Below are 23,567 nucleotides of genomic sequence, written 5' to 3'. Positions count from 1 at the left end.
TTTGTTTTTACACGTTATTGTATGGAATGATTATTGTACTTTTACTTGTGCTAACACTGATTCGAAAGTATTGATTACCATATCTACTTCTTCATAACTAATTGTAAGAGACGGTTCAATACGAATTGTTTTTGAATTAATTAACGTTCCTGCAACAAGGATGCCTCGATCAAACATTGCCTTCGATACTTCATAACCAATTTCATCTTTATGGAACTCAATACCAATCATTAAACCTTGACCACGAATTTCAAATACTTTATCTTCGTGTCCTTCCGCAGCCTTTTTCAACCCGTTTAAGAAATACTCCCCAACTTCCGCAGCTCGTTCTGGTAATTTGTCTTCCAATAATACATGGATTGTTGCAATTGCAGCAGCACATGCAAGTGGATTTCCACCAAATGTTGTTGTATGCATGAATGGGTTCTCAAACCAACTTTTAAATACTTTTTCTTTGGCAACAATTGCACCTGCTGGCATTACGCCCCCGCCAAATGCCTTCGCAAGACAAATAATATCTGGTACTACGTCATATAATTCTGCAGCAAACATTTTTCCTGTACGTCCCATTCCAGTTTGCACTTCATCAAAAATAAGCAAGGATCCAAATTCATCGCAAAGCTCTCTTACTTGTTTCAAATAATTTTCTGGAGGTAAAATAATACCGCCTTCTCCTTGAATTGGTTCTAAAATAACAGCTGCAACATCTTCTCCTACTAATGCACACGTTTCAAATGTTTTTCTCATCATGTCGATATCACCAAATGGAACGTGACGGAAACCTGGAATTAATGGTAAAAATGGTTTACGGAACATTCCTTTTGCTGTTCCAGATAAAGATCCAAGACTCTTACCGTGGAAGGCACGTGTTGTTGAAATGAAAGTTGTTCGTTCACTATACATTTTTGCTAGTTTTAATGCCGCCTCCACACTTTCTGTACCACTATTTGTAAAGAAAGCATATTTCAAATCACCAGGTGTAATATCTGCTAAAATCTTTGCAAGAATCGCACGAAGTGGATCTAGTAAATCCTGACTATGCAATGCTTGACGCTTTAATTGATCCGTTACAGCTTTTACCACTTTCGGATTACGGTGTCCAACATTATAAATCCCGAATCCACCTAAACAATCAATATATTTTTTACCATTGATATCCATGAAGCAAGATCCTTCATCAGACCATTCTACTGCTGCAAATTGCCCATCTTTTGTTACTGTTTTTCTATATGCAAGAAAACCAGGATTGACATGCTCTCTAAATCCATCTACTGTTTCTTTTTGAATCCAGTTAGCCTCTTCTTCGGAGACCTTTTCTTTTTCAATTAATTGCAGTACTTTCGTAATATAATCATTTACATTTGAATTGTTTACATCCTGCTCATTGAATTTACTTTCTACATTCGTCACCATTTATTTCACTCCTATAGTCTTTTTATTTGCAAACCAACCAATTGGTTCTACTTCTAGATTTATATTAATCTGCTTAATTTCTTGGAATTCTTCTAAACCAAACGTTCCTAAACTACGACCGATACCACTTTGCTTATATCCGCCCCAAGGAGCTTCATTATATGTTGGATGATAGCTATTAATCCACGTAATTCCTGCGCGAAGTTTGCGAATTACGCGCATCGCTTTTGCGCCATCAACTGTAAATACCCCTCCAGCTAAGCCGTAATCTGTACCGTTTGCTAGCTCAATTGCTTCCTGTTCATCCTTAAACTTTTGGATAACTACAACAGGACCAAAAATTTCTTCCTGCACAATACGCATATCAGGTTTTACATTGACAAAGACTGTTGGTTCAATAAAGAAACCATCACCTTTTCCACCCGTTGTAATACGCTTTCCTCCGCAAGCAATTTCTGCTCCTTCGTCTTTCCCAATCTCAATATAGCGTAATACTTTTTCCATATGCTCTTGGCTAACAAGTGGTCCCATCTCTGATTCTGGGTTATCACCAGGTCCAACATTAATTTGCTTTGCACGTTCTACGAAACTACTAACAAATCTATCGTAAACGCTTTCTTCTACAAGGATTCTTGATCCCGCTGAGCATACTTGTCCAGTACCTGCATAAATACCAAACAAAGCATAATCAACAGCAGTTTCAAAATCTGCATCTGCAAAAATAATATTTGGAGATTTCCCGCCAAGTTCTAGCGAAATCTTTTTCATATTATCTGCTGCTGTTCTCATAATGTGTTTTCCTGTTTTTGTTCCGCCTGTAAAGGAAATCATATCGACTTTATTACTTGCTGCAATCTCATTTCCTACTATTGGGCCAGCACCCATCACCATATTCGCAACACCTTTTGGCAATCCTACTTTCTCAAAGATTTCAAATAACTTTGTTGCAGTGATTGGTGTAACCTCAGACGGTTTAAATACAATCGTATTTCCAGCCGCTAGAGCAGGTGCAATTTTCCATACACTCATTAATAACGGATAATTCCAAGGAACAATTAATCCACAAACACCAACTGGTTCTCTGACTACCATAGCTTGCATCGGATCAGCTACATGATATGTTTGTCCATCTGGTTTTGTAATAAGCCCAGCATAATAACGGAAGCAAGCTGCCGCATCTCCAATATCGCCTTCTGCCTCGCGATGTGTTTTTCCATTATCCATTGTTTCAAGACGTGCAAGTTCTTCCTTATTTTTATCAATTTCATCTGCTATTTTAAATAAATAAGATGCTCTTTCAGCAGCGGATGTTTCTGACCAAATTCCGCTATCAAAAGTCGCTCTTGCCACTTCTATTGCTTCTTTTGCATCCTCGATCGTTCCTTCAGGCGCATATACGATAACCTTGCCATTCGCAGGGTTAATAATAGGTCGTTTCTCTTGATTACTAGACTCTCTCCATTCACCATTTAGATACATTTTTAAATCTAGCATTATATATAATCCCCCTTTTTCGATCGTTCATATATTATATAAGCAATAATTGTGCCAACATTTAAAATACCAAGTAATCATACAAAAACTGACTATTTCTCCAAATAAAGCGAAACTTCCATCACCAATCGGGCGCATGTCAGCAGTTATCCCCCATCTATCTTCTTCACTTTTCTCTGAATCTTAATGTGGGGGGCTTACTGCCCGCAAATAGCGGGATAAAACATACAAACCTATGCGTTTTTGCATAGGTTATTACATTTTGCATAATTACAACAAAAATAAAGTGAAACTTCCTTTTGGAGCGCTCTTCTCCAAAAGGTTAGTTGAACCAATCGGGCTTTTACGGGCAGTTATCCCCCACCTATCTTCTTCGCTTCTCTCTCAATCTTGAGGTAGGGGGCTTACTGCCCGTTAATGCGGGATAACAAAGAAAAAGGAGTAGTCCATGCAAACTTCTCCTTTCTCTTTTAAAAATATGAAATTGTATCAACTGCTATTTCCTTTTCGTTCATGATTTTTTGATATTTACGACTAACCGAAGATTGACTAATCCCAAGAGCTTTTGCGGCCTTCGTCGTTGTTTTATACTGCTTCATCGCAAGTAAGATTAATTGCTCTTCTACAGAATGTAATGCTTCTTGTAATGGTAAGACCCTTGTAATAACTGGCTTTGATTTTTTAAAGTCATAACCAGGGGTTAAAAATTTGCTAACAAATTCAGCTTCAATAACTGGCTCATCTGCTGATACTACTAAACGTTCAATCATATTTTGTAATTCTCGTACATTTCCCGGCCATGAATAAAATTCTAGTAAATTCAGTGCATCAGAAGTTAAATGGTAGTTTTTATTATATTTTTCATTTAATTGTTGTAAGAAATGAAATGCGAGTACTGGAACATCTTCCATTCGTTCCCTTAACGGGGGAACTTGCAATGGAATTACATTTAAGCGATAAAATAAATCTTCACGGAACGTACCAGCTTCCACCATTTTTTCGAGACTTTTATTTGTGGCCGCAATAATTTGAACGTTTATTTTCGTAGGTACCGTGCTTCCGATTGGAATTACTTCTTGCTCTTGTAACACCCTAAGTAATTTCACTTGCAAATGTAAAGGCATTTCTCCAATCTCATCCAAAAATAAAATCCCTTGATCCGCTCGCTTAAAATATCCTTCTTTTCCATTTTTATCAGCACCGGTAAAAGCACCTTTCGTATATCCAAACAATTCACTTTCCAATAATGATTCTGGAATTGCACCACAATTTAATTTTAAAAACGGCTTTGAAGATCGATTTCCCAGTTGATGAATTGCTTGGGCAATCACTTCTTTTCCAACACCCGATTCTCCAGAAATAAGAACATTAGAAGAAAAATCAGCTATTTTTTTAGCTTGATTAATAATTTGTTCCATTTTCGGACTACAATAAATAAGTTTCTTAAGAAAACGATCTTTATTTTTAAAGTTGTCCAATTCCTTCTTATATTGTTCAGATATTTTTTTCATCTCATGCAATTCCGTCTTTAATCTCGTTGCCTCTGTAATATCCCTTGAGGCAATAATAATACGATGCAGTTCTCCGGCTTCATTAAACACAGGGTTTCCAACCGCTAATATTTTTCTACCACTTTTTGTTTCTTGTACAACCGATACCTTTTTCTTTTGTTCTAGTACCAAACGAGTAACAGATGGACTAAATAAACCTTTTCGCTCTAAATCTAAAAGATTTTTCCCTAAAAGATCCTTTAAATCTCCTCCCCAAAAATCATTGATAATGGTTTCACTATAACGAATTAATTCCCCTTTATGATTAACTACTAATATTTCATCATAAATACTAGATAAGATTGCGTTTAAATCTTTATTTAAATCCTTTATATGTTCAATTTCCATGGCCATATCCTCAACCATTGGTAAATCTTGTACAATAATAACCATTCCTTCAATGCTTTGATCTAAGCTAGGAATCGGACTGTAATCAACTAATACTCCCATTTCATTTGTTATTTGTAACTGATTTAAAATCGTTTTTCCCGTTGCATATACATTGTTAATATGTTCCCCATTAAAAATCTGTTCTGCTGGTACATTTAGTACTTTTTCAGAAGTAGACTTAATCATCTTTAAACCAGATTCATTACAATTTACAATTTTCTTTTCCCTGTCTACCACAAAAATCCCCATAGGAATAGACATTAAAATGATTTTTAGTATATCTACACTTTTATTTTCTTGCTTAAATAATTCTGCAAAAACATCCTCTCTTCTTATGTATCCTTTTAACTCTCCTATTTCATTTTTCACAATCGCAATAGGCGCCCCAATAATTTGAAAGAGAGCTGTTAAGGAAATAATTTTACTAAGGTGGCAGATTGTATCTAGTGAAACAGCATTTGAAAGTAATGCTTGGGCAGTTAATTCCTCATTTCTTGATAGCAGATCCTTTACATGGACGTATGCAAATAATTGATCTTCCCTTTTTAAAAATAGAAAAGGTTCTTTTATATTTTTAACATCTATATTCCATTCCTTTTCAGGTTGATCAATAGGTAGAGAAACAATCTGTCTAATTTTTTTATGAGCAATGGAAAACATTCCGCTACCCCTCCTTTGAGCTACTTAACTTGTATTGTATCACTAAAAATAGATTTTTTTAATTAATCTGATAATAAACTTTATTTATTAAAAAAAAGGAAGATGAATGCTTCCATCTTCCTTTTTGTTCTCTAATTAATCACTACCACCAATTAAAATATCTTCTTGAATATAAGCTAATACCATCCCTGGAATTACCTTATCTCCTGCTTCTACTTCTAAAGATTGTACTTCTCCACTACATCCCATTTTAATTACTTCCAGCTCACCATTCATATTTTTAATAGCAAACAGTGGTTCCCATTCGTAAATTCGAGAGTCCTTATCAATAGCCACTTTTTCAACCGTTCCATAGCACGGGCTCGTAACGATCTCATAAAACAAAATGAATCATTCCCTTCTTTTATTCTATTAATATTGTTCTGCCAACGTTTGTGGCTGAAGAATCATACGGAAAAAACTTTGAAAATCTTCTACATCTTCTACTTCAATCTCTAACTTAGGTGCCCAATATTGTTCCTGTTCAATATCTTCTTGACTTAATAGAATCATTCTTCCATTCTGAATAGAAGTAACCATTGCTTTTCCCAAAAATTGCTGTGAATACGTAACGGCTATATCATATCGATGACAATTCGACACGATACAATAATAACCGATCGGTTGTCTCTCAATTTCTTCTAATAAGATATCAAGCTTCATTTTATTCCTCCCTTTGTTAAAAGATTAAAAATGCAACCACCCTCTTAGGCGCGATGCCTCTACAATCTTACGGACTCCCTCTATATAAGCAGCAATTTTCATATTTACTCCAAAATGTTTTGAAGTATTGAATACATTAGAAAAACTAGATGTGATTTTCTCCTTTAAGCATTGGTCGACATATTGCTCTGTCCAATAATACCCTTGGTTATTTTGACACCATTCAAAATAAGAAACAATAACACCTCCAGCGTTTGCTAGAATATCTGGAACAACCAAAATGTCTTTCTCTTCTAACATTGTGATCGCCTCTTTTGTTGTCGGACCATTTGCTGCCTCAATTACAATCTTACATCCAAGCCTTTCTGCATTATGTTTCGTAATCACTCCTCCAATTGCTGCAGGAATGAGTACATCACATTCTTTTTCTAACAACTCTTGGTTAGAGATTGTTTTACTAAAGAGGTTTGATACTACTCCAAACGAATCTCGATTTTCTAGTAAATAAGGAACATCCAAACCATCTGGGTTGTAAATGCCACCTAAAGCATCAGATACTCCTACCACTTTCACACCAATATCATATAAATACTTTGCTAAATAACTTCCAACGTTTCCAAACCCTTGAATGATTACTCGCATATTTTGGAGTGGAATATGTTTCAGCTCACTCACTAACTGAAGTGTATAGAATACTCCTTTAGAAGTAGCTGTTTCCCGCCCTTGTGATCCTCCTAGCATCAATGGTTTTCCAGTTATAAAGCCTGGGGAATCAAATTCTCTAATATGATCATATTCATCTAGCATCCAAGCCATAATTTGAGCATTTGTATACATATCAGGAGCTGGAATATCTTTAGTAGGCCCAACAATTTGGCTCACTGCTCTTACATAACCGCGACTAAGTAACTCTAGTTCTCTAGAACTCATCTCCTGCGGATTACAAATAATCCCGCCCTTTGCCCCTCCATATGGAAGACCCGTTACTCCACATTTCAAACTCATCCAACCAGCAAGTGCTTTTACTTCCTCAGCTGTAACATCTGGATGAAACCGAATACCACCTTTTGTTGGTCCTGCTGCATCGTTATGCTGAGCACGATACCCTTGAAATACTTTTGTTCTTCCATCATCCATTCGAACAGGAATACTTACTTCTAAAAAGCGCATCGGCTTTTTAAGAAATTCGAATACTTCCTCTGGATAACGTAAAATCTGGAGCGCCTCTTTTAATATAGACTGAAATTCCTCTAAAGGATTTTCAATCTCAACTTTTCCCTGTATAGATTGAGTTATATTTTTTTCTGATTGAATTGCCACGATAACACCTCATTTATATATTTTTACTAGTTTTATAAAGCAATAAGTGTGCCAAATAAAAATATAATGTTTATATTCCCTTTTCACCCTTCTCTCTGGCACTGATTTACAAATTTTCTCTCTTTCTTTATGAATTGTTGAATGACTTATGCAATATTGCATGATTTTAAAATCTCCAAAATAAAAAACATCGGAAAAATTCCGATGTCTTTTGTTATTTTACATTTCCTGTACTTCTTCAAAATGCATTTGCGGCGGAGCTGATCGAAACATGTTCGTAACATATAAAAGGTAACCAATTCCAATAGCAGCCCAGCTAAGTCCAAGAATAAGCGAATTAATATTGAGGTTAAACCATAACACAGCTACTGTACCTGCTCCTAAAATAGGCAGAACTAAGAAATTAAAAAAGTCTTTTACTGTTTTATATCTTTTTTGCTTTATAACATAGTAAGCGATTACAGATAAATTAACAAATGTAAATGCAATAAGCGCTCCGAAGTTAATAAGAGATGCTGCTGTTTCTAAATCGATAAATATAGCGGAAAGTGAAATAATTCCCACAATAATAATGTTATATACGGGAGTTCGCCAGCGAGGATGAATGTATCCGAATATCTTCTGCGGGATTACATTATCTCGCCCCATTACGTATAATAATCGCGACACACTTGTATGAGAAGCTAAACCTGATGCCAATGTTCCCATAAATGTCCCTACTAAAAAGAAAGTTTGAAATAATTTTCCTCCAACGTATAGCGCGATTTCTGGTGCCGCTGATTCTTGATCTTTAAATAAGGATGCGTCTGGGAAAAAAGATTGTGTGAAGTACGTAGTAACAATAAATAAAATTCCGCCAATTAAAGCGGTAAGAAAAATAGCCCGAGGAATTGTCTTCTTCGCGTTTGGTGTTTCTTCTGAAAATGTAGTTACCGCATCAAAGCCTAAAAATGAAAAGCAAAGAATTGTGGCCCCCACAACTAATGATGATATGTGTATATCTGATTGAAAAAACGGCTGAATGGAAAAGACTTCTCCAGTTCCTTCTCCTGCTATCAATCCTTTTATAACAAGAAATACAAACACAACCATTACTAATATTTGAAACACTACTAAGAATGTATTGAAATTAGCAGTAACATTAACACTAATAATATTTACTAGTGAAATCAGTAGGACAAATCCAACAACCCATAACCAAGAAGGAACACTTGGAAAAAGTGCGGACATATAAATCCTCGTTAATAGCGCATTTACCATTGGTAAAAACAAATAATCCAATAACGCTGACCATCCAACAAGAAATCCAAGCCTTGCACTAATTGTCTTCTGGGTATAAGTATAAGCAGATCCCGCAGTCGGAAAAACCTTTACCATTTTGCCGTAGCTTGCAGCTGTAAATAACATTCCTGCTAATGCAATAAGATAAGCTGCTGGAACATGCCCGCCCGTTTTGTCAGAAACGATTCCAAATGTATCAAACCCCACCATCGGCGTCATATACCCGACACCTAGCATGACAATTGACCAAAGTCCTAATGAACGTTTTAAACCAACTTCTTTTCCCACCTATCATTCCTCCTACTTTCTCTATCTAATTTCCATGTAAAGTTTGATAATGAAACAGAAAACGCTTTCAATAAACCGTGTATATGCTATATCGCATTCCAAACCCTCCTTTTTCTATTTTTTAAATATTCATGCAATTTTTGAGCCAAAAATTTCTTGTTTAAAAAATTAAGAGGATAAGCCAATTTTCACGCTTCAAAGATACAGCAGGTGAGATTATTTTCTTTACATTTTTTGTTGGTTTTTTATTCATTTTGACATAACTTATTCAGTCTCTCATACCACTACATACACGTGAAGCGAAACTTTAATCAGTCGAAAAATAACAAATTTACCACGAAATAAAGTGAAACTTCCGTCAGTGGGGGTCTTACTGCCCGCGAATAGCGGGATAATAACATTATGTAAACTATCAATACTAAAAAAAGCTGCCTTTATATGAAAGACAGCTTTTTCAATCCTATCTATTTAAAAATCAAATACGAAATCATCATCTGATAATTTTTCAACATTTGTTGCTTTTACATAACCATTCCCTTTTACAGAGAAGAAATCATGGTTTTTCGTATCTGTACGTAAACCGTTTAATACGATTGGATTAATTTCTTCTTCTTCAAAGTGTGGTTCTAATCCTAAGTTCATTAGCCCTTTATTTGCATTGTAACGAACGAAACGATTCACATCTTCAACAAGACCAATAGATGTATAAATTTCTTCTGTGTATGCTGTTTCAATTTCATACAGTTCCACTAATAAATCCATCGTTTCTTTTTGTACTTCTTGTTGTTCTTCAGCAGAAAGCTCTGCCAAAACTTGCTGTGCTAAAATACCAACAAATACACCGTGGATGGACTCATCCCTGATTATCAAGTTGATAATTTCACCACTCGCCGTTAATTTTCCTTGCCCAGCTAAATACAGCGGATAGAAGAATCCACTATAGAACAAGTAACTTTCTAAGAACACACTTGCTACCATTGCCATGTATAGTTCTTTTTTCGTTACTTGAGGTTTTAATAGACGACGGTAGTAATTTGTAATAATCCCTGCTTTTTTCACAAGTATCGGATGAGTATCTACCCATTCAAAAATCTCATCAATTTCTTCTTCACTTGCCAATGTCGTAAAAATGTGACTGTAGCTCTTCGCATGTACTTCTTCCATTGCTCCCATGAAAGCTAATACACTTTTTGCTTGTAAGTTCTCAAGGTGCACAAGAATAAGAGGCATTCCCTCGCCGCCTTGCTTCGTATCAAGGAGCGTTAAACCACCTAGTACGCGCTTATACGCTTGTTGTTCTTCTTTTGATAACTGCACCCATGTATTTTTGTCAGAAGAAACAGCGATCTCCTCTTCTGTCCAAAACTGAGCGATGTTTTGCTTCCAAAACATTAAACTAAAATCGTCTTCTTTCTTGTTCCAGTTTACCGCGCGCATTGAATCGCCCCTTCTTTATATTGTTACATTGTCCTAACGTACGGTAAAATTTCCATTTCATAATGAAAATCTAACCGTGCGTTAGAACGTAAATTTAATAACTAAGCATGAGCAGGGTGTTTCTTCCCCTGCTCATGATGATACTCTATCGTAAATACTACCTGTACAATTTGTTTCTTCTCTTTCAAAAACAACTCATCATACCGTGCAAGCTACACACTCTTCGACACTTAACTTGCGTGTTCTTGTATAATACAAACTCTTTAATCCTTTTTTATGAGCATAAATATAGTAACGTGCTAATTCACGTGTAGAAATATCGCTATTTACATAAAGAATTGTGCTAATTCCTTGGTCAATATGCTCTTGAATTTCTGCGATTAAATCAATCAATTTAAACTGATTCATATCGTAAGAAGATTTATAATACCAGAACGTATCTTTTGATAAATACGGCATTGGATAATATGTCGTTGCATTTGCATACGTTCTTGACTCAATTTGACTTACGATTGGCATTACACTTGAAGTCGCATTTTGAACGTAACTAATTGATTGTGTCGGAGCAATAGCTAATCGATATGAATTATATAAACCATGCTTCTGCACTTGTTCTTTTAGGTTTGTCCAGTCTTCTTTTGTTGGAATGTGGATTCCTTCAAATAACTGTTGTACTTTCTCAGTTACTGGACTGTAATCTGTTGTTTCATACTTCTCAAAGTATGTTCCTTTTGCATAATCCGACTTATCGAAGTCTTTAAATGTTTCGCCCTTCTCTTTCGCAATCTCCATACTCTTTTCGATGGAGTAATAGTTAAGCATCATAAAGAATGTACGAGCAAATTCTTTTGCTTCTGCGCTTTCATAACCAATTTTATTTTTCGCTAAATAACCGTGTAAGTTCATTGCTCCAAGACCAACAGAATGAAGCTCATCATTTGCTTTTTTCACAGTCGGTGCGTTCGGAATAATTGTCATATCAGAAACAGCTGTTAAAGCTTCCATACCTGCATGGATCGCTTCACGAATTTCTTTATTCTCCATCACGTTTACGATGTTTAACGATCCTAAGTTACAGTTAATGTCACGACGGATAATGTCATCTGTACCATAGTCGTTGATTTCTGATGTTTCTTGTAACTGGAAGATTTCAGTCTCTAATGTTCAACTGAGGTCGCTACTCTCAGCCCGTTGCTTACACAACTGCTGTATGTCACCATACAGGACAGACTATATCATCACCTACAGCATAACCTGATTAGGTGCTCCGCTTTTCGAACGCCAATCACTTGCGCTCTACTCCCATATGGGATAGTCGTTAGGCTTTTATTTACCTTAGTCTTTCAGAAAGTCTCTTATCATTTCATGCTGTATTTTTTAAATTGTACCTATACAAAATGATAAGATACCCTCTGAATAAATTAACTTATTCTAAGATAAAATTTAGCACGGTAGGTTACCTCATTTTTGAGGCTTTCCCCGTTTAACGGAGTTTTCGACTAGCATTTCTACTAGAAGGTGCTACATAGTTAACACAAGTTAGACATCTTCACAGTTCCAATATCCTTTAACGGATGTTGCTTATTCGCATTTGATTTAAACATTAAGTATGGGTAACCAGACTCAAGCTGAATCATTGCAATTTTAATGAGCATATCGCGTGCGCTAATATCAAGTGGTTTCTTTTTGATATTCGGATTGCTCATCAGTTCATCATACATTTCATCAATATCGATATCATCTAAATGTTTTCCGTACTCTTTATACACTGTATAAGGTGCGAAAACATGGAATGGTTCGTTTTTCTCCGCAAGCTCAAAGAACTTACTTGGAACGATAACTCCGATTGAAAGAGATTGAATACGGCTCTTCTCGTCGGCATTTATTTTTTTTGTATCAAGGAATTCAATAATATCCCAATGGAAAATATTTAAATATACCGCACCGGCACCTTTTCGTTGGCCGAGCTGATTCGCATACGAAAACGAATCTTCAAGTAATTTCATAACCGGCACTACACCGCTTGCCGCGTTCTCAATACCTTTAATTTGTTCACCGCGCGCGCGCAGCTTGCTCAAGTTAAGCGCTACACCGCCGCCGATTTTTGATAACTGCATTGCCGTATTAATGTTAAATCCAATCGAGTTTAAGCTATCATCCATCTCTAACAAGAAACAAGACACCATTTCTCCTCTTCTGCTTCTTCCCGCATTTAAAAAGGTTGGTGTCGCTGGTTGATAGTTTTGTTTTACAATCATACTTGCGAAATGTTTCGCCTTCTCAACATTTCCTCGTCCTAAGTATAACGATACAATTGCCACGCGATCAGGATAACTTTCTAAGTATTGTTTTTGATCATTCGTTTTTAACGCGTAATCTTTATAAAACTTAGATGCTGCCATATAAGATTGAAACTCAAACTTTTCGCCGTATGTGATTTCGTATACAGCTTCTATCTCGTCCATCTTATACTCGCTTAACACATCATAGTAGTAATCGTTCTCCAACATATACTCGATGCGTTCTGCCACGCTATCAAAATGAACGGTATTCTCTTTCGCCTCTTCCATAAAGACTGCTAGTGCCTCTTTATCTTTGTGCAGCTGATAGAATCCGTCCTGCATTTGCGTGATCTCATTATTCAATTCAATGTGTCGCAATCTCCAGCACCCTCTCTTTAAAAAATTCTACATCTTTATTTGTTCCAGATAACTCAAATTTCGATACAATCGGCACTTCATATCTCGTTGCAATCTTGTCTGCACTTGCCCCAAACATATCTCCCCAATTGCGATTCCCGCTTGCAGATACTCCCTTTAAGCGTTCGTGATTACGTTCTAAAAATTTTAAAACACGTTCTGGCACATTTCCAAAACCTGTTGTGTACGTAATAAGGATAAATTCTTCGTCTAATACGAGATTTTCATTAATTTGAACGGCCGGCATATTTAATTTATGGATGAAACGCTTCACATTTCCTGTCATAGAATCATATGCAACTAACATCTCCGACCCTCCTCTTACATCTTTTCACATCATGTTCGTTCTCGATGATTTCTCTATATATTGTATTACTTTTTAAAAAAGGACACAAGATATATGTATAATTTCTTTCTTTTTAAAAATTTATTTTTTCGACAGAAAAGACCGATCTTTTTACAATACAAAGAATATGAAACAACATTCTAAAACGCATGTCAATAAAGTGTATTTCAAAAAAGTTGTCAACGGATTTACCCATGTTTTCGAAAAAGTTAACAGTATAAAATTGTCAAAAAAAGAAATATACCTACGAAATCTATTTTTCGTTTGTCATAAAAAAACGAACAGTTTCCTTACTAGAAACTGTTCGAAACCGGTTACACATTTTCTAAATTATACCCCTCTTACTTAAAAAACAGCTACATTCAAATAAGAGATTTTCTTTTCAATATTTGTTACTAAAAAACTCACAATCTATCCTTTTTTGGTACACTATTAAAAATATTGCTGTTTCATTTACAACGAAAAGGAGAAAAATGCGCAGCGTATCCTAAACATAAGCACGCGCAAAAGACAACTCCTATTAATTATTTTCCACGCGCACAATGTCCTTCACAAATATATGATAGAAATTTTCATCTTTACATTGCATCGTAAAAATAGGTGATTCTTCATCGAAATATGCAATCGTACCTTTAACTTTTTGAATAGAATTTTGAAATTTAGCTACTACAAGCACATTTTGTTCTTGTTCATACGCTGTTTTTAGTTGTTGAATGATCTCCTTCGTTCGCTTTCGTTTTTCAGGAAACATAACCATCCCAACAAATTTTCTTCCTTCCTCATCTTTCCAAAAATAATCCCAATGCGGAAGTATTCCTTGCTTAAACTCTCCCATACGAGCTCCTCTCCTTATCTTTCTCTCACCCTTTTTGGCAATTATCGCATATCTATCTTCTTTACGTAGATAATAACTTCAAAAAAATTTACTTGTTTTAATTAGCAACCAAACTCATTAGCGTTTAAGTAGCAGATAATTGACCTACGAGCGAGGTGTTTCCATATACGTATAAATAATTTCTCCCCCGTGCTGTGCGTTACCACGAAAATGTTTAAAATCTTGGCGTTCTACTAAAACTTCACGAAACGTATAAAAGACTTCTTTTATTACAACATATTCTTCTATTTCTTTATTTTTAAGTTGATCTAAAATCATATTTACTTGTTGTTTATCCATACAGTTCACCTCTCTGTATTACTTTTATTTTACGATTTTTCCCAAATATCGACAATACACTTTTCTAATACAGTTAACAAATTATCCCGCTATTTGCGTGCAGTAAGACCCCACCACTGATAGAAGTTCCATTTTATGATACAATAAAATGGACAACCAGGAGGGATAACATGATTCGGAAAGCAAAACAAACAGATACTAAAGCAATATCTCCTTTATTGTACAACGCACTGCATGAAGTTGCTGAAAAATTAACAGGTGGTACAACTGAAACCGAAGTTCTAGAAGGTTTAGAGTATTGGTTTACAAAAAAACACAACCGACTCAGCTATGAAAATTGTTTCGTTGCAGAGCGTGATGGAGATGCAGTTGGCGTTATTATAACCTACCATGGAAGTGAAGCAACAAAGCTAGATGCCCCAATTGTAAAACGATTACGAAAAATGAAACAAGATTCTTCTATTATATTAGAAAAAGAAGCCGAAGAAGATGAATATTATATTGATACCTTGTCTGTTTCATCCACATATGGCGGACAAGGTATCGGTTCAAATTTAATTCTTGCTGCTGAAACACACGCCAAAGAAAAAGGGCATGAAAAAGTTTCATTGTTAGTAAATCTAGAAAATAAGCCTGCATTTTCTCTCTATAAAAAGCTTGGTTATAAACAAGATAACACAATTATGCTTGTAGGCGAACCATATGCTCATTTAGTTAAGTGTGTATAATAGAAAGGCACAATCACTAAATAATGATTGTGCCTTTCTATTATACACGAAGCATTATGTCTATTTTATTTTATGTATACGTTACAAATATATTTCCTTCCATTACTTCGCGAAAAGTATAAATTGTACACCCCCACGGTTTCGTCTGAAGCAGCAGCGGTCCATGCCATCCTCGGGTACGCAGCTCCTTACCAATCATCACATTAAAATAACTATGTCCAATAAGGGCAACTCGCTGATATACGTTTGCATATCCAACTAATACATCCGCTGCTTGCTTCGCTCTTTCTTGTACTTCTGAGTATGATTCAACATCCTTCGAATAACCGATCATCCAAAATGCGCGCCCTAAAGATATCCATACTTTCGGTTTACATTTTATCCATTTTGGCACAGGTAAAATAGAAGGAACAGCAGCTTCACGAAAAAGTGGATTCTGTATAAAAATAATATTATTAGTCAACATTGTTGCTGATTGAACAGCTCTTTTTTGATCACTTGCCACTATAAACTTGGAAGCTTCAATGACTTCGAGCGTTTTACTTGGAATGTCTATGTCTTTCATAATATCTTCATTCTCATATCTTTGCAGCCATTCTTGAAATTCTCGTACTGTCATCGCTTTTTTGTGAACACTAGAGCGTCCATGATTTATGAAAGAAATTTGCATCTTTCTCACTCTCCGTTCAACATGTTTCACATTATATTATTACAAATCCATGTGTGTCTCATTCAGTACTCCCATCTTCATGGCTAGAAAAAGAAGATACACTATCAACTCCCTCATAGTATATGTATGTTCCATGTTCTCGAATCATTTTTAATTTCGTATATGCAAACAGAAATAAAATAATAGCTATCAAGCTCCCCACAATCTCAAGTTCCATTTTATCGCCCCCGTTTCATTATACTCCCATATATTCATCTTACAATTATAAATATGAGTTCCTTACATTCATGTTACAAATATGAATATAAGTTTCTTACTATGAAATTCTTGTGAAAAATTAGTATTTTTTTCAAAAAAATAGCATGGAAACATTTACAAAAGATGAAATATCGTTCAAAATAAAGAAAAATACAAAAAGAACGAATCTTGTTCTCTTTTTCGTAAAAATGTAACAAGGAGAGTTGCTTATGAAAATCGCGGAAGCTGGAGATATCATTGAATTCAAAGACGGTTTACAAGGGCGCGTTCAAAAAGTAAATAAAAACTCTGTTATTGTAGATATAACAATTATGGATAATTTTAGAGAGTTAGATATGGAACCGCTTACTGTTGTCAATCATAAAAACTATACAATTATTACGCAACATGTATAAAATACTAGAAAAGAAGAGACAGCCTACAAAGCTGCCTCTTTTTCCTTTATCGATTATCTACTGTTTCTGGATATAAATCATGATTCATTAAACGATATTCAGCCATTTTTTCATATTTCGTGCCAGGGCGTCCATAGTTACAATATGGATCAATAGAAATACCACCACGTGGTGTAAATTTACCCCATACTTCGATGTAGCGTGGATCCATTAGTTTGATTAAGTCATTCATAATTACATTCATGCAATCTTCGTGAAAATCTCCATGATTACGGAAACTGAATAAATATAACTTTAACGATTTACTCTCTACCATTTTTTGCTCTGGAATGTAGCTAATGTAGATTGTCGCAAAATCTGGTTGTCCTGTTTTCGGGCATAAGCTTGTAAACTCCGGACAATTAAATTTTACAAAATAATCACGATTTGGATGATTATTATCAAACGTTTCTAAAATTTCCGGGCTATATTCAAATAAATACTTTGTATTTTGATTCCCCAGTAATGTTACATCTTTTAAATCTTCATCTTTTCTTCCGGTCATCTTAAAAATCTCCCTTCATTCATACAGTAATTATACACCGCGTTTATTGCCCCACACTAAAGCGTGAAGTTGCGGCAATACTTTCGCATTATTCATTTCCTTACATTGCATTGCTTTGTCAATGAGCCATTCATATTTTGTAAGCAGACGTTGAATTAACGATGTATCATCTGTCGTCTGCGTATCATCATTTCCAACTTGTAAGAAGAACGGAGCGTGCGGATAACGTTCATGCACCTCTTTTGCGTATACAAAATCTCGATCGTCAAATACAACCACTTTTAAACTAAATTCCTTTCCTCTTAGCTTATCAATGATTGAATCCAACATAACAAAATCCGTTGTCATCTTTGAACTCGGTGGCTTTGGTGAGATTGTCACCTCATCTATATGAAGTAACCAATCTTGCCATTTACTTCCTTGCGTTTCAATTGCTGTACGAATCCCTTTCTTTTTTAATAAAGAAATCAATTCTCCTAAATGTTTCAACAACGCTGGATTCCCACCTGAAATCGTTACATGTGAGAAATTTTCACCACCAATTTGCACAAGTTCAGAAAAAATTTCTTCTGGCGACATTTGACGAATTTGCTCTTTCGCAGAACCGTCCCATGTAAATGCAGAATCACACCATGCACAGCTATAATCACAACCTGCTGTGCGAACAAACATTGTTTTTTGTCCAACAACCATTCCTTCTCCTTGAATTGTCGGCCCAAAAATCTCTAATACAGGAATGTTACTCACCCATCATCCACTCCCGTCTTACTTCTGCATAACTTGTTGGTGTTTCAAATAAGCGCACAAACTCAACACGCGCTCCTTTATATTCATTTTGTCGATCACCTTTTGTTAGTGCCTCTTCCATTTTCTCAAAAATCCATACAACCATATTTTCAGCAGTTGTATTCATTGCTGGAAGTGTTTCATTTAAGTAACGATGATCTAAATATATTTCAATTTCATTTTTCCAAATTTCTTTTATATCACCAAAATCAATCGCTAAGCCAATTTCATTGACATAACCACTAATTCCGAAAATTACTTTATACGTATGTCCATGAAGGTTTTTACATTTCCCTTCATAACAGTGTAGATGATGTGCAGCATCAAACGTAAATTCTTTACTAACCATAACACGCTTATTATGATACTTCAGTTGCTTACGCTCAATGTCCTGATCTATTTTTTGTAAATTTTCAACAATGCGAAATCCAAAGAAGTTTTGTGTCATTATGCTTTCGCTCCTTCACGCTCTTGTACATATTTATCAAGTCCTGCTTTACGAAGCTGACACGCTGGACATTCACCGCAACCATCACCAATAATTCCGTTATAACACGTTAACGTTTTTTCACGGACAAATTCAAATGCCCCAAGTTCGTCTGCTAATTTCCACGTTTCCGCTTTATCAATCCACATAAGTGGTGTATGAATAACGAATGGATAATCCATCGATAAATTTAATGTAACGTTTAACGATTTCACAAACACATCACGGCAATCTGGATACCCGCTAAAGTCTGTCTCACACACACCTGTTACGATATGGCGTGCCCCTACTTGTTTAGCTAACACAGCCGCAAACGATAAAAACAATAAATTACGTCCATCCACAAATGTCGACGGCAACTCGCCATCTTCATGTGTTATTTCCATATCTGTACGTGTTAACGCATTAGGAGCGAGCTGATTTAACAGGCTCATATCAAGTACAGTATGTTTCACACCTAACTCTTTTGCGATTTCTGCTGCACAGTCAATTTCGAGCTTATGACGTTGATTATAATTAAACGTCACTGTTTCTACTTCTTCAAACTGTTCAAGCGCCCAAAATAAACATGTTGTACTATCTTGACCGCCACTAAAAACAACAACTGCTTTTTCCTTTTTCATTTCACTCATTCTCCTCTTTTTTCGATTACAAGAAGAAAGAGCGTTCTTGAACTGTCATACTAAAAAAACAAAACAATATCTAAAGAATATTGTTCTCTCCTTAGTTTTTTATAGAGGGAGTTCGCGAACCTCTCCCACGCTATGCATGGACTGTCTTCTTCAATTTTCATCTTTCATTGTAACATAGCGGATGTAAGAGTGAAAAACGTCTGTTTTTTCTATTTTTTCTAAAAATATTATTTTATTTTCCTTCATATTAATAGTATGATAATTCTATATATCACATCTTTCACTTCTCACTACAAGGAGGTTTTAAAGCTGAAGCTTTTTATTATGTACCTCTTCTTAAATATATTGTTTATTCTAGTTACAATGCTAATTTATCATTTATTTTGGAGTGAAAAAGGAAATCGCTCTCCGAAGCTCAATTCGCTTGTATTTGTCCTGTCTTGCAGCATTACCGCTATTGTTTGTATGTCGTTTGCTGCAAAAGTTGATTTCGGCTTTCAATTCGACTTCCGACATATCGTGCTAATTGTCGGAACTTTATCCGGTGGTCCAGTAGCAGGCGGTACAATTTTTGGCGTTATGAATCTATATCGTTTTTTTATTGGCGGCAGCGGTGTCATCCCTTCTTTTATCGCATCCATCGTTTTGTATATTTTTCTTATTACAACATACAAAACATATATAAAAGGAAAAATACGACCAAAAATGTATTTAGCTTTTTTTTACAGCCTGATTTATGGCATAGTTTGGATTCCTTATTTTTTATCTATAGTTCCAAATCCGAAGAACTATCTACCTTATATCATTACATACGAATTATGCACAATCATAGGAACGATTTTAATTTTATACTTAATGGACGTATTACAATCGCAAGTTCGTCTTGCAAAAGAACTTGTGAACGCCGAGAAATTTCAATTGATTGGTGAGATGGCGGCTTCAATTTCACATGAAATTCGAAACCCTCTTACATCAACAAGAGGATTTCTTCAATTGCTACAATCGAAAAACTACACAGAACAAGACAAACTGTTGTACTTAGACATCGCTATACACGGTATTGATCAGGCTAACCATGTATTAACAGACTATTTAACATTCGCAAAACCAAGTATTGAAAAAGTACAAACGTTACAGTTAGAAGAAGAATTACTTCACGTTCTTACGCTCATGACACCATTAGCGAACCTTTCTAACGTTCGTATTCATTATACGAAACAAAGTAAAATATTTTACATAACGGGAGAAAAACACAAGCTTAATCAATGCCTTTTAAACATTGTAAAAAATTGCATTGAAGCGATGCCAAACGGTGGAGACCTTACATTTACCTTAACACCCGCTCATAAACACATCCAATTACATATTCAAGATACCGGAATTGGTATGAACAATGAACAAATAAAACGCCTCGGTTCCCCTTTTTACTCTACAAAAGAAAAGGGAACAGGTCTTGGAATGATGGTTGTGTTTAGTGTCATAAAAGCAATGAACGGAAAAATTAAAATATCTAGTAAGAAAAATGTTGGAACGTCTTTCCTTCTTACATTTCCTTTAATAGAAAAAACGTGATGCAACTGCATCACGTTTTTTTCGTTTCATCCACAAGTTCTGCAAAAGTCTTCACTTTCCCATGCGGCTGTTGATGTTCTTTTCGCGCTTTCCATTGTCGTTCTTGCTCCCGTTTTTTATTTCCCATTATTTCAACTCCTTTTAAGATGTCCTTATATATGTTCCGACATATAAAGTAGGAATATACATACATGAGATGATACAAAACTCATGGAAATTGAAATAATAGTGGTGCATGTCACCTGCCACCCTAAATACTTCATAAAAAACTTCCATCAGTGGAGAATGAAGCTCATCCCACTTGATGGAAGTTTCACTTTATCTTTGCAAAATTGAATGTTTCGCTTCTTTCAACTGTGTAAGATGACGTTGTTCATGTAAATCTAAGAATTGTACCCATTGATATAAATTAAGCTCATCAAATATAGGGTGTTTAAGCGATTTTTCAAATAGTTCTTTTTCATTAACAATGCTATGAAGAACATGCAAGAGCTTTTCTCTTGAACTTTGCAGCAATTGAATCATTTGTGCTTTTTTCATTATCGTTTCCGTTGGTTGCATTTGCTGAGGGGCTTCTCTCTTTCTTGTTCGATCGAGTGTAAGTTGAAGGTCTTGTAGTGGAACAACTTTTCTTTCGTTTTTATGAAGTGCATATACAATTGCGGATGTAACAGATTGTTCAACTAGATGAAGGTGATGTAAAACTTGCATTATGCTCCATTTATCACGGCGTGGCTTCGTGTTAATTTCTGTATCTGTTAACATTTCAATTTCTGATAAAAGCATCTGTCTTGTAGACGACATTCCTCGTAACAACGTCTCCATATTCATATTTGCATAAGATTGCACCATATTTCTCCCCCCTATTTGGTTAAAAAGAGGCGCTTCTTCAAAGAAACACCTCTTTTTAATTATTCTAAATTTTCTTTTATTATCTCATTTTTCCAAACATGTGTCGATTGTAAATTCATAAAAAACAGTGTATATTTTTTACAATTTTGTGTCATCTACTTCATCTAACCACGCATGAATTTCATCGATGACACCCTTCACACATCCATCAGCAAACGGAGAGATTAAATTTGCCGTTTCAACTAATCGTAAAAATGATTTACTTCCGCCTTGACGACAAAGGTGAACATAATCTTCCCATGCTTCTTGACGATTCTCTCTAGAGCGTTTCCAAAATTGAAGCGCACAAATTTGCGCTAACGTATAATCAATATAATAAAATGGTGAATTATAAATATGCGCTTGACGTTGCCAAAAGCCTCCGCGCTCTAAATAATCATTTTCTTCATAATCACGGTGCGGTAAGTACTTTCTTTCAATATCACGCCAAGCTGCTTTACGCTCAGCTGGTGACGCGTCTGGATGCTCATATACAAAATGCTGGAATTCATCAACAGATACACCATATGGTAAAAATAGTAAAGCCGAACTTAAGTGTGAGAAGTAATATTTCTCCGTACCTTCTTCAAAGAATAATTTCATCCACGGCCATGTGAAAAACTCCATGCTCATAGAATGAATTTCACATGCCTCATACGTCGGCCAATTATACTCTGGAATTTCATAATGGCGGCTTTCATATACTTGGAAAGCATGTCCTGCTTCGTGCGTTAACACATCAATATCACCAGACGTTCCATTAAAATTTGAGAAAATAAAAGGTGCTTTATAGTTTTCAATATATGTACAATAGCCTCCGCCAGCTTTTCCTTTTTTTGCAACAAGATCAAGTAAATTATTTTCTAACATAAAGTTAAAAAATTCATTTGTTTCTTCTGATAGTTCTTTATACATTGTTTTTCCGTGATTCACAATCCAATCCGCATCACCTTTTGGTACAGCGTTACCAGATGCGTATTCAAAGTTCTCATCATAATACGCAAGCTTCTCTACCCCAATGCGTGCCTTTTGCCTTTGTCTAAGCTCTGTTGCAACAGGAACAATATAATCAAGCACTTGCTTACGGAAATTTGCAACCATCTCTGCATTATAGTCAGTACGATACATTCTTGCATATCCAAGTTCTACAAAATTGTTAAAGCCCAGTTTCTTCGCAATTGTCGTTCTTACTTTTACAAGTTCATCATAAATATGATCTAACTCTTCTTCATGCTCTGCTAAAAAACCATAATATGCCTCACTTGCTTGTTTACGCATATTACGATTTGTATGCTGCATAAACGGGACAAGTTGCGATAATGTTCGCTCTTCTCCTTCAAACAAAATTTTAGCTGCTGCTAATAACTGTGTATATTGAGAAGATAATTTATTTTCTAACTGTAAATCTGCTACCACGTCATCGGAATATGTCTTCATTTCAGCCTCTGCAAGTGCAAAAAGCTGCGTACCATAATATTCTTCTAATTGTTTTCGAAATGGAGATTGTGTTAATGCCTCGTAATATTTTGTCACATATCCTTTTACAATTGGAGAATACTCATCAAAGAAATCTTGTTCTTCTTTATAGAATTCGTCCGTCGTATCTATACTGTGACGAATATAACATACGTTATACATAGTGCTGAAATCATTGCGAATTGCATTAATATGTGCAATTACTTTCTTTTGTTCCTCCACTGTTTTTACACTCTTGAACTGCTGCAAAGCTTCTGTAAATCTTTCTTTCACTTCATCCATATTTGGACGTTTGTACTCATAACTTTCAAATGCCATGTAAATAGCCCCTTTCTCTTCTAAAAAGCATTCTCGTACTATTATTCCATATATTT

Annotated in this window: 24 protein-coding genes, 1 pseudogene and 1 riboswitch; of the genes and pseudogenes, 3 read left to right on the top strand and 22 right to left on the bottom strand. The window is 35.4% G+C overall.

Features of this window, described 5'->3' with window-relative positions:
* Nucleotides 1-30: 30 nt before the first annotated feature.
* The 13 genes and pseudogenes from WAX78_RS12850 to WAX78_RS12790 all read right to left on the bottom strand — a co-directional run bounded on the left by WAX78_RS12850 (nt 31) and on the right by WAX78_RS12790 (nt 14,754).
* Entirely contained in the window at nt 31-1,413 is a 1,383-nt protein-coding gene (locus WAX78_RS12850; RefSeq protein WP_336482654.1) for a putrescine aminotransferase, read from the bottom strand.
* Nucleotides 1,414-2,907 (bottom strand): aldehyde dehydrogenase family protein, encoded by a 1,494-nt coding sequence (locus tag WAX78_RS12845; protein WP_336482653.1) that lies wholly within the window; start codon nt 2,905-2,907, stop codon nt 1,414-1,416.
* Nucleotides 2,908-3,377: 470 nt separating this feature from the next.
* A complete protein-coding gene (locus WAX78_RS12840; RefSeq protein ID WP_336482652.1) occupies nt 3,378-5,507 on the bottom strand; it encodes a sigma 54-interacting transcriptional regulator in 2,130 nt (709 codons plus the stop codon).
* A 135-nt stretch (nt 5,508-5,642) separates the two neighbouring features.
* Nucleotides 5,643-5,891: a biotin/lipoyl attachment domain-containing protein gene (locus WAX78_RS12835; protein WP_336482651.1), complete on the bottom strand. Its 249-nt coding sequence runs from the start codon at nt 5,889-5,891 to the stop codon at nt 5,643-5,645.
* 27 nt (nt 5,892-5,918) lie between these two features.
* A complete protein-coding gene (locus WAX78_RS12830; RefSeq protein ID WP_336482650.1) occupies nt 5,919-6,209 on the bottom strand; it encodes an SAV0927 family protein in 291 nt (96 codons plus the stop codon).
* Between the two features lie 24 nt (nt 6,210-6,233).
* Entirely contained in the window at nt 6,234-7,529 is a 1,296-nt protein-coding gene (locus WAX78_RS12825; protein ID WP_336482649.1) for a Glu/Leu/Phe/Val family dehydrogenase, read from the bottom strand.
* A 219-nt stretch (nt 7,530-7,748) separates the two neighbouring features.
* Nucleotides 7,749-9,098, bottom strand: a complete 1,350-nt coding sequence (locus WAX78_RS12820) for an APC family permease (RefSeq protein ID WP_336482648.1) — start codon at nt 9,096-9,098, stop codon at nt 7,749-7,751.
* Between the two features lie 468 nt (nt 9,099-9,566).
* A complete protein-coding gene (gene nrdF, locus WAX78_RS12815; protein WP_336482647.1) occupies nt 9,567-10,535 on the bottom strand; it encodes a class 1b ribonucleoside-diphosphate reductase subunit beta in 969 nt (322 codons plus the stop codon).
* A 198-nt stretch (nt 10,536-10,733) separates the two neighbouring features.
* Complete coding sequence (locus WAX78_RS12810; RefSeq protein ID WP_336483018.1) at nt 10,734-11,684, bottom strand: ribonucleotide reductase; 951 nt, start codon at nt 11,682-11,684, stop codon at nt 10,734-10,736.
* 383 nt (nt 11,685-12,067) lie between these two features.
* Nucleotides 12,068-13,195: pseudogene (locus WAX78_RS12805) on the bottom strand (ribonucleotide reductase N-terminal alpha domain-containing protein); the annotation flags it as partial.
* On the bottom strand, nt 13,182-13,541 hold the full coding sequence (nrdI, locus tag WAX78_RS12800) for a class Ib ribonucleoside-diphosphate reductase assembly flavoprotein NrdI (protein WP_336482646.1): 360 nt from the start codon (nt 13,539-13,541) through the stop codon (nt 13,182-13,184). The pseudogene WAX78_RS12805 and the gene nrdI, both read right to left, overlap by 14 nt.
* Before the next feature lie 559 nt (nt 13,542-14,100).
* A complete protein-coding gene (locus tag WAX78_RS12795; protein ID WP_336482645.1) occupies nt 14,101-14,415 on the bottom strand; it encodes a hypothetical protein in 315 nt (104 codons plus the stop codon).
* Between the two features lie 144 nt (nt 14,416-14,559).
* Nucleotides 14,560-14,754 carry an abortive phage infection protein gene (locus WAX78_RS12790; protein ID WP_336482644.1) on the bottom strand — a complete coding sequence of 65 codons (195 nt, stop codon included), beginning with the start codon at nt 14,752-14,754 and terminating at the stop codon, nt 14,560-14,562.
* Nucleotides 14,755-14,924: 170 nt separating this feature from the next.
* Here WAX78_RS12790 and WAX78_RS12785 point away from each other — a divergent pair, with 170 nt between their 5' ends.
* A complete protein-coding gene (locus WAX78_RS12785; RefSeq protein ID WP_336482643.1) occupies nt 14,925-15,482 on the top strand; it encodes a GNAT family N-acetyltransferase in 558 nt (185 codons plus the stop codon).
* Between the two features lie 70 nt (nt 15,483-15,552).
* Here the strand turns inward: WAX78_RS12785 and WAX78_RS12780 are convergent, their stop codons facing one another.
* Together WAX78_RS12780 and WAX78_RS12775 are read right to left on the bottom strand one after the other, a co-directional pair.
* Nucleotides 15,553-16,152 carry a histidine phosphatase family protein gene (locus WAX78_RS12780; protein ID WP_336482642.1) on the bottom strand — a complete coding sequence of 200 codons (600 nt, stop codon included), beginning with the start codon at nt 16,150-16,152 and terminating at the stop codon, nt 15,553-15,555.
* A 58-nt stretch (nt 16,153-16,210) separates the two neighbouring features.
* Nucleotides 16,211-16,369, bottom strand: coding sequence for a hypothetical protein (locus tag WAX78_RS12775; protein WP_336482641.1), 159 nt, complete (start codon nt 16,367-16,369; stop codon nt 16,211-16,213).
* 250 nt (nt 16,370-16,619) lie between these two features.
* Here WAX78_RS12775 and WAX78_RS12770 point away from each other — a divergent pair, with 250 nt between their 5' ends.
* Nucleotides 16,620-16,805 carry a YkvS family protein gene (locus tag WAX78_RS12770; RefSeq protein WP_336482640.1) on the top strand — a complete coding sequence of 62 codons (186 nt, stop codon included), beginning with the start codon at nt 16,620-16,622 and terminating at the stop codon, nt 16,803-16,805.
* Nucleotides 16,806-16,851: 46 nt separating this feature from the next.
* On the opposite strand, the gene queF is transcribed toward WAX78_RS12770, so the two are convergent.
* Genes queF through queC form a run of 4 tightly spaced genes read right to left on the bottom strand, consistent with a single transcriptional unit; the run spans nt 16,852 to nt 19,245 of the window.
* Nucleotides 16,852-17,349, bottom strand: a complete 498-nt coding sequence (gene queF / locus WAX78_RS12765; protein WP_035435424.1) for a preQ(1) synthase — start codon at nt 17,347-17,349, stop codon at nt 16,852-16,854.
* Nucleotides 17,350-17,379: 30 nt separating this feature from the next.
* Nucleotides 17,380-18,096, bottom strand: coding sequence for a 7-carboxy-7-deazaguanine synthase QueE (queE, locus tag WAX78_RS12760; RefSeq protein ID WP_336482639.1), 717 nt, complete (start codon nt 18,094-18,096; stop codon nt 17,380-17,382).
* A complete protein-coding gene (queD, locus tag WAX78_RS12755; protein WP_336482638.1) occupies nt 18,089-18,583 on the bottom strand; it encodes a 6-carboxytetrahydropterin synthase QueD in 495 nt (164 codons plus the stop codon). Before queD ends, queE begins: the two co-directional genes overlap by 8 nt.
* Complete coding sequence (gene queC, locus WAX78_RS12750; RefSeq protein ID WP_020061893.1) at nt 18,583-19,245, bottom strand: 7-cyano-7-deazaguanine synthase QueC; 663 nt, start codon at nt 19,243-19,245, stop codon at nt 18,583-18,585. Before queC ends, queD begins: the two co-directional genes overlap by 1 nt.
* A 94-nt stretch (nt 19,246-19,339) precedes the next feature.
* A riboswitch (PreQ1 riboswitch) is annotated at nt 19,340-19,383 on the bottom strand.
* 234 nt (nt 19,384-19,617) lie between these two features.
* Between queC and WAX78_RS12745 the strand changes: the two genes are divergently transcribed.
* Nucleotides 19,618-20,826 carry an ATP-binding protein gene (locus WAX78_RS12745; RefSeq protein ID WP_336482637.1) on the top strand — a complete coding sequence of 403 codons (1,209 nt, stop codon included), beginning with the start codon at nt 19,618-19,620 and terminating at the stop codon, nt 20,824-20,826.
* Between the two features lie 10 nt (nt 20,827-20,836).
* Here the strand turns inward: WAX78_RS12745 and WAX78_RS12740 are convergent, their stop codons facing one another.
* The 3 genes from WAX78_RS12740 to WAX78_RS12730 form a co-directional block, all read right to left on the bottom strand.
* A complete protein-coding gene (locus WAX78_RS12740; protein ID WP_090915292.1) occupies nt 20,837-20,953 on the bottom strand; it encodes a DUF6254 family protein in 117 nt (38 codons plus the stop codon).
* A 191-nt stretch (nt 20,954-21,144) separates the two neighbouring features.
* Nucleotides 21,145-21,678, bottom strand: a complete 534-nt coding sequence (locus tag WAX78_RS12735; RefSeq protein ID WP_336482636.1) for a DinB family protein — start codon at nt 21,676-21,678, stop codon at nt 21,145-21,147.
* Nucleotides 21,679-21,816: 138 nt separating this feature from the next.
* Nucleotides 21,817-23,511 carry a M3 family oligoendopeptidase gene (locus WAX78_RS12730; protein ID WP_336482635.1) on the bottom strand — a complete coding sequence of 565 codons (1,695 nt, stop codon included), beginning with the start codon at nt 23,509-23,511 and terminating at the stop codon, nt 21,817-21,819.
* Nucleotides 23,512-23,567: the final 56 nt, after the last annotated feature.

The organism is Bacillus yunxiaonensis (genome assembly GCF_037104695.1).
Lineage (GTDB): Bacteria > Bacillota > Bacilli > Bacillales > Bacillaceae_G > Bacillus_A > Bacillus_A yunxiaonensis.
The sequence above is the reverse complement of the archived record's forward strand: the minus strand, read 5'-3'. Positions and strand labels throughout refer to the sequence as shown.

Excerpts from the sequence above, each read along its gene's own strand:
- WAX78_RS12850 (WP_336482654.1), bottom strand. The coding sequence starts at position 1,413 with ATGGTGACGAATGTAGAAAGTAAATTCAATGAGCAGGATGTAAACAAT.
- WAX78_RS12845 (WP_336482653.1), bottom strand. The coding sequence starts at position 2,907 with ATGCTAGATTTAAAAATGTATCTAAATGGTGAATGGAGAGAGTCTAGT.
- WAX78_RS12840 (WP_336482652.1), bottom strand. The coding sequence starts at position 5,507 with ATGTTTTCCATTGCTCATAAAAAAATTAGACAGATTGTTTCTCTACCT.
- WAX78_RS12830 (WP_336482650.1), bottom strand. The coding sequence starts at position 6,209 with ATGAAGCTTGATATCTTATTAGAAGAAATTGAGAGACAACCGATCGGT.
- nrdF (WP_336482647.1), bottom strand. The coding sequence starts at position 10,535 with ATGCGCGCGGTAAACTGGAACAAGAAAGAAGACGATTTTAGTTTAATG.
- nrdI (WP_336482646.1), bottom strand. The coding sequence starts at position 13,541 with ATGTTAGTTGCATATGATTCTATGACAGGAAATGTGAAGCGTTTCATC.
- WAX78_RS12795 (WP_336482645.1), bottom strand. The coding sequence starts at position 14,415 with ATGGGAGAGTTTAAGCAAGGAATACTTCCGCATTGGGATTATTTTTGG.
- WAX78_RS12790 (WP_336482644.1), bottom strand. The coding sequence starts at position 14,754 with ATGGATAAACAACAAGTAAATATGATTTTAGATCAACTTAAAAATAAA.
- WAX78_RS12785 (WP_336482643.1), top strand. The coding sequence starts at position 14,925 with ATGATTCGGAAAGCAAAACAAACAGATACTAAAGCAATATCTCCTTTA.
- WAX78_RS12780 (WP_336482642.1), bottom strand. The coding sequence starts at position 16,152 with ATGCAAATTTCTTTCATAAATCATGGACGCTCTAGTGTTCACAAAAAA.
- WAX78_RS12775 (WP_336482641.1), bottom strand. The coding sequence starts at position 16,369 with ATGGAACTTGAGATTGTGGGGAGCTTGATAGCTATTATTTTATTTCTG.
- WAX78_RS12770 (WP_336482640.1), top strand. The coding sequence starts at position 16,620 with ATGAAAATCGCGGAAGCTGGAGATATCATTGAATTCAAAGACGGTTTA.
- queF (WP_035435424.1), bottom strand. The coding sequence starts at position 17,349 with ATGACCGGAAGAAAAGATGAAGATTTAAAAGATGTAACATTACTGGGG.
- queD (WP_336482638.1), bottom strand. The coding sequence starts at position 18,583 with ATGACACAAAACTTCTTTGGATTTCGCATTGTTGAAAATTTACAAAAA.
- queC (WP_020061893.1), bottom strand. The coding sequence starts at position 19,245 with ATGAAAAAGGAAAAAGCAGTTGTTGTTTTTAGTGGCGGTCAAGATAGT.
- WAX78_RS12745 (WP_336482637.1), top strand. The coding sequence starts at position 19,618 with ATGCTAATTTATCATTTATTTTGGAGTGAAAAAGGAAATCGCTCTCCG.
- WAX78_RS12740 (WP_090915292.1), bottom strand. The coding sequence starts at position 20,953 with ATGGGAAATAAAAAACGGGAGCAAGAACGACAATGGAAAGCGCGAAAA.
- WAX78_RS12735 (WP_336482636.1), bottom strand. The coding sequence starts at position 21,678 with ATGGTGCAATCTTATGCAAATATGAATATGGAGACGTTGTTACGAGGA.
- WAX78_RS12730 (WP_336482635.1), bottom strand. The coding sequence starts at position 23,511 with ATGGCATTTGAAAGTTATGAGTACAAACGTCCAAATATGGATGAAGTG.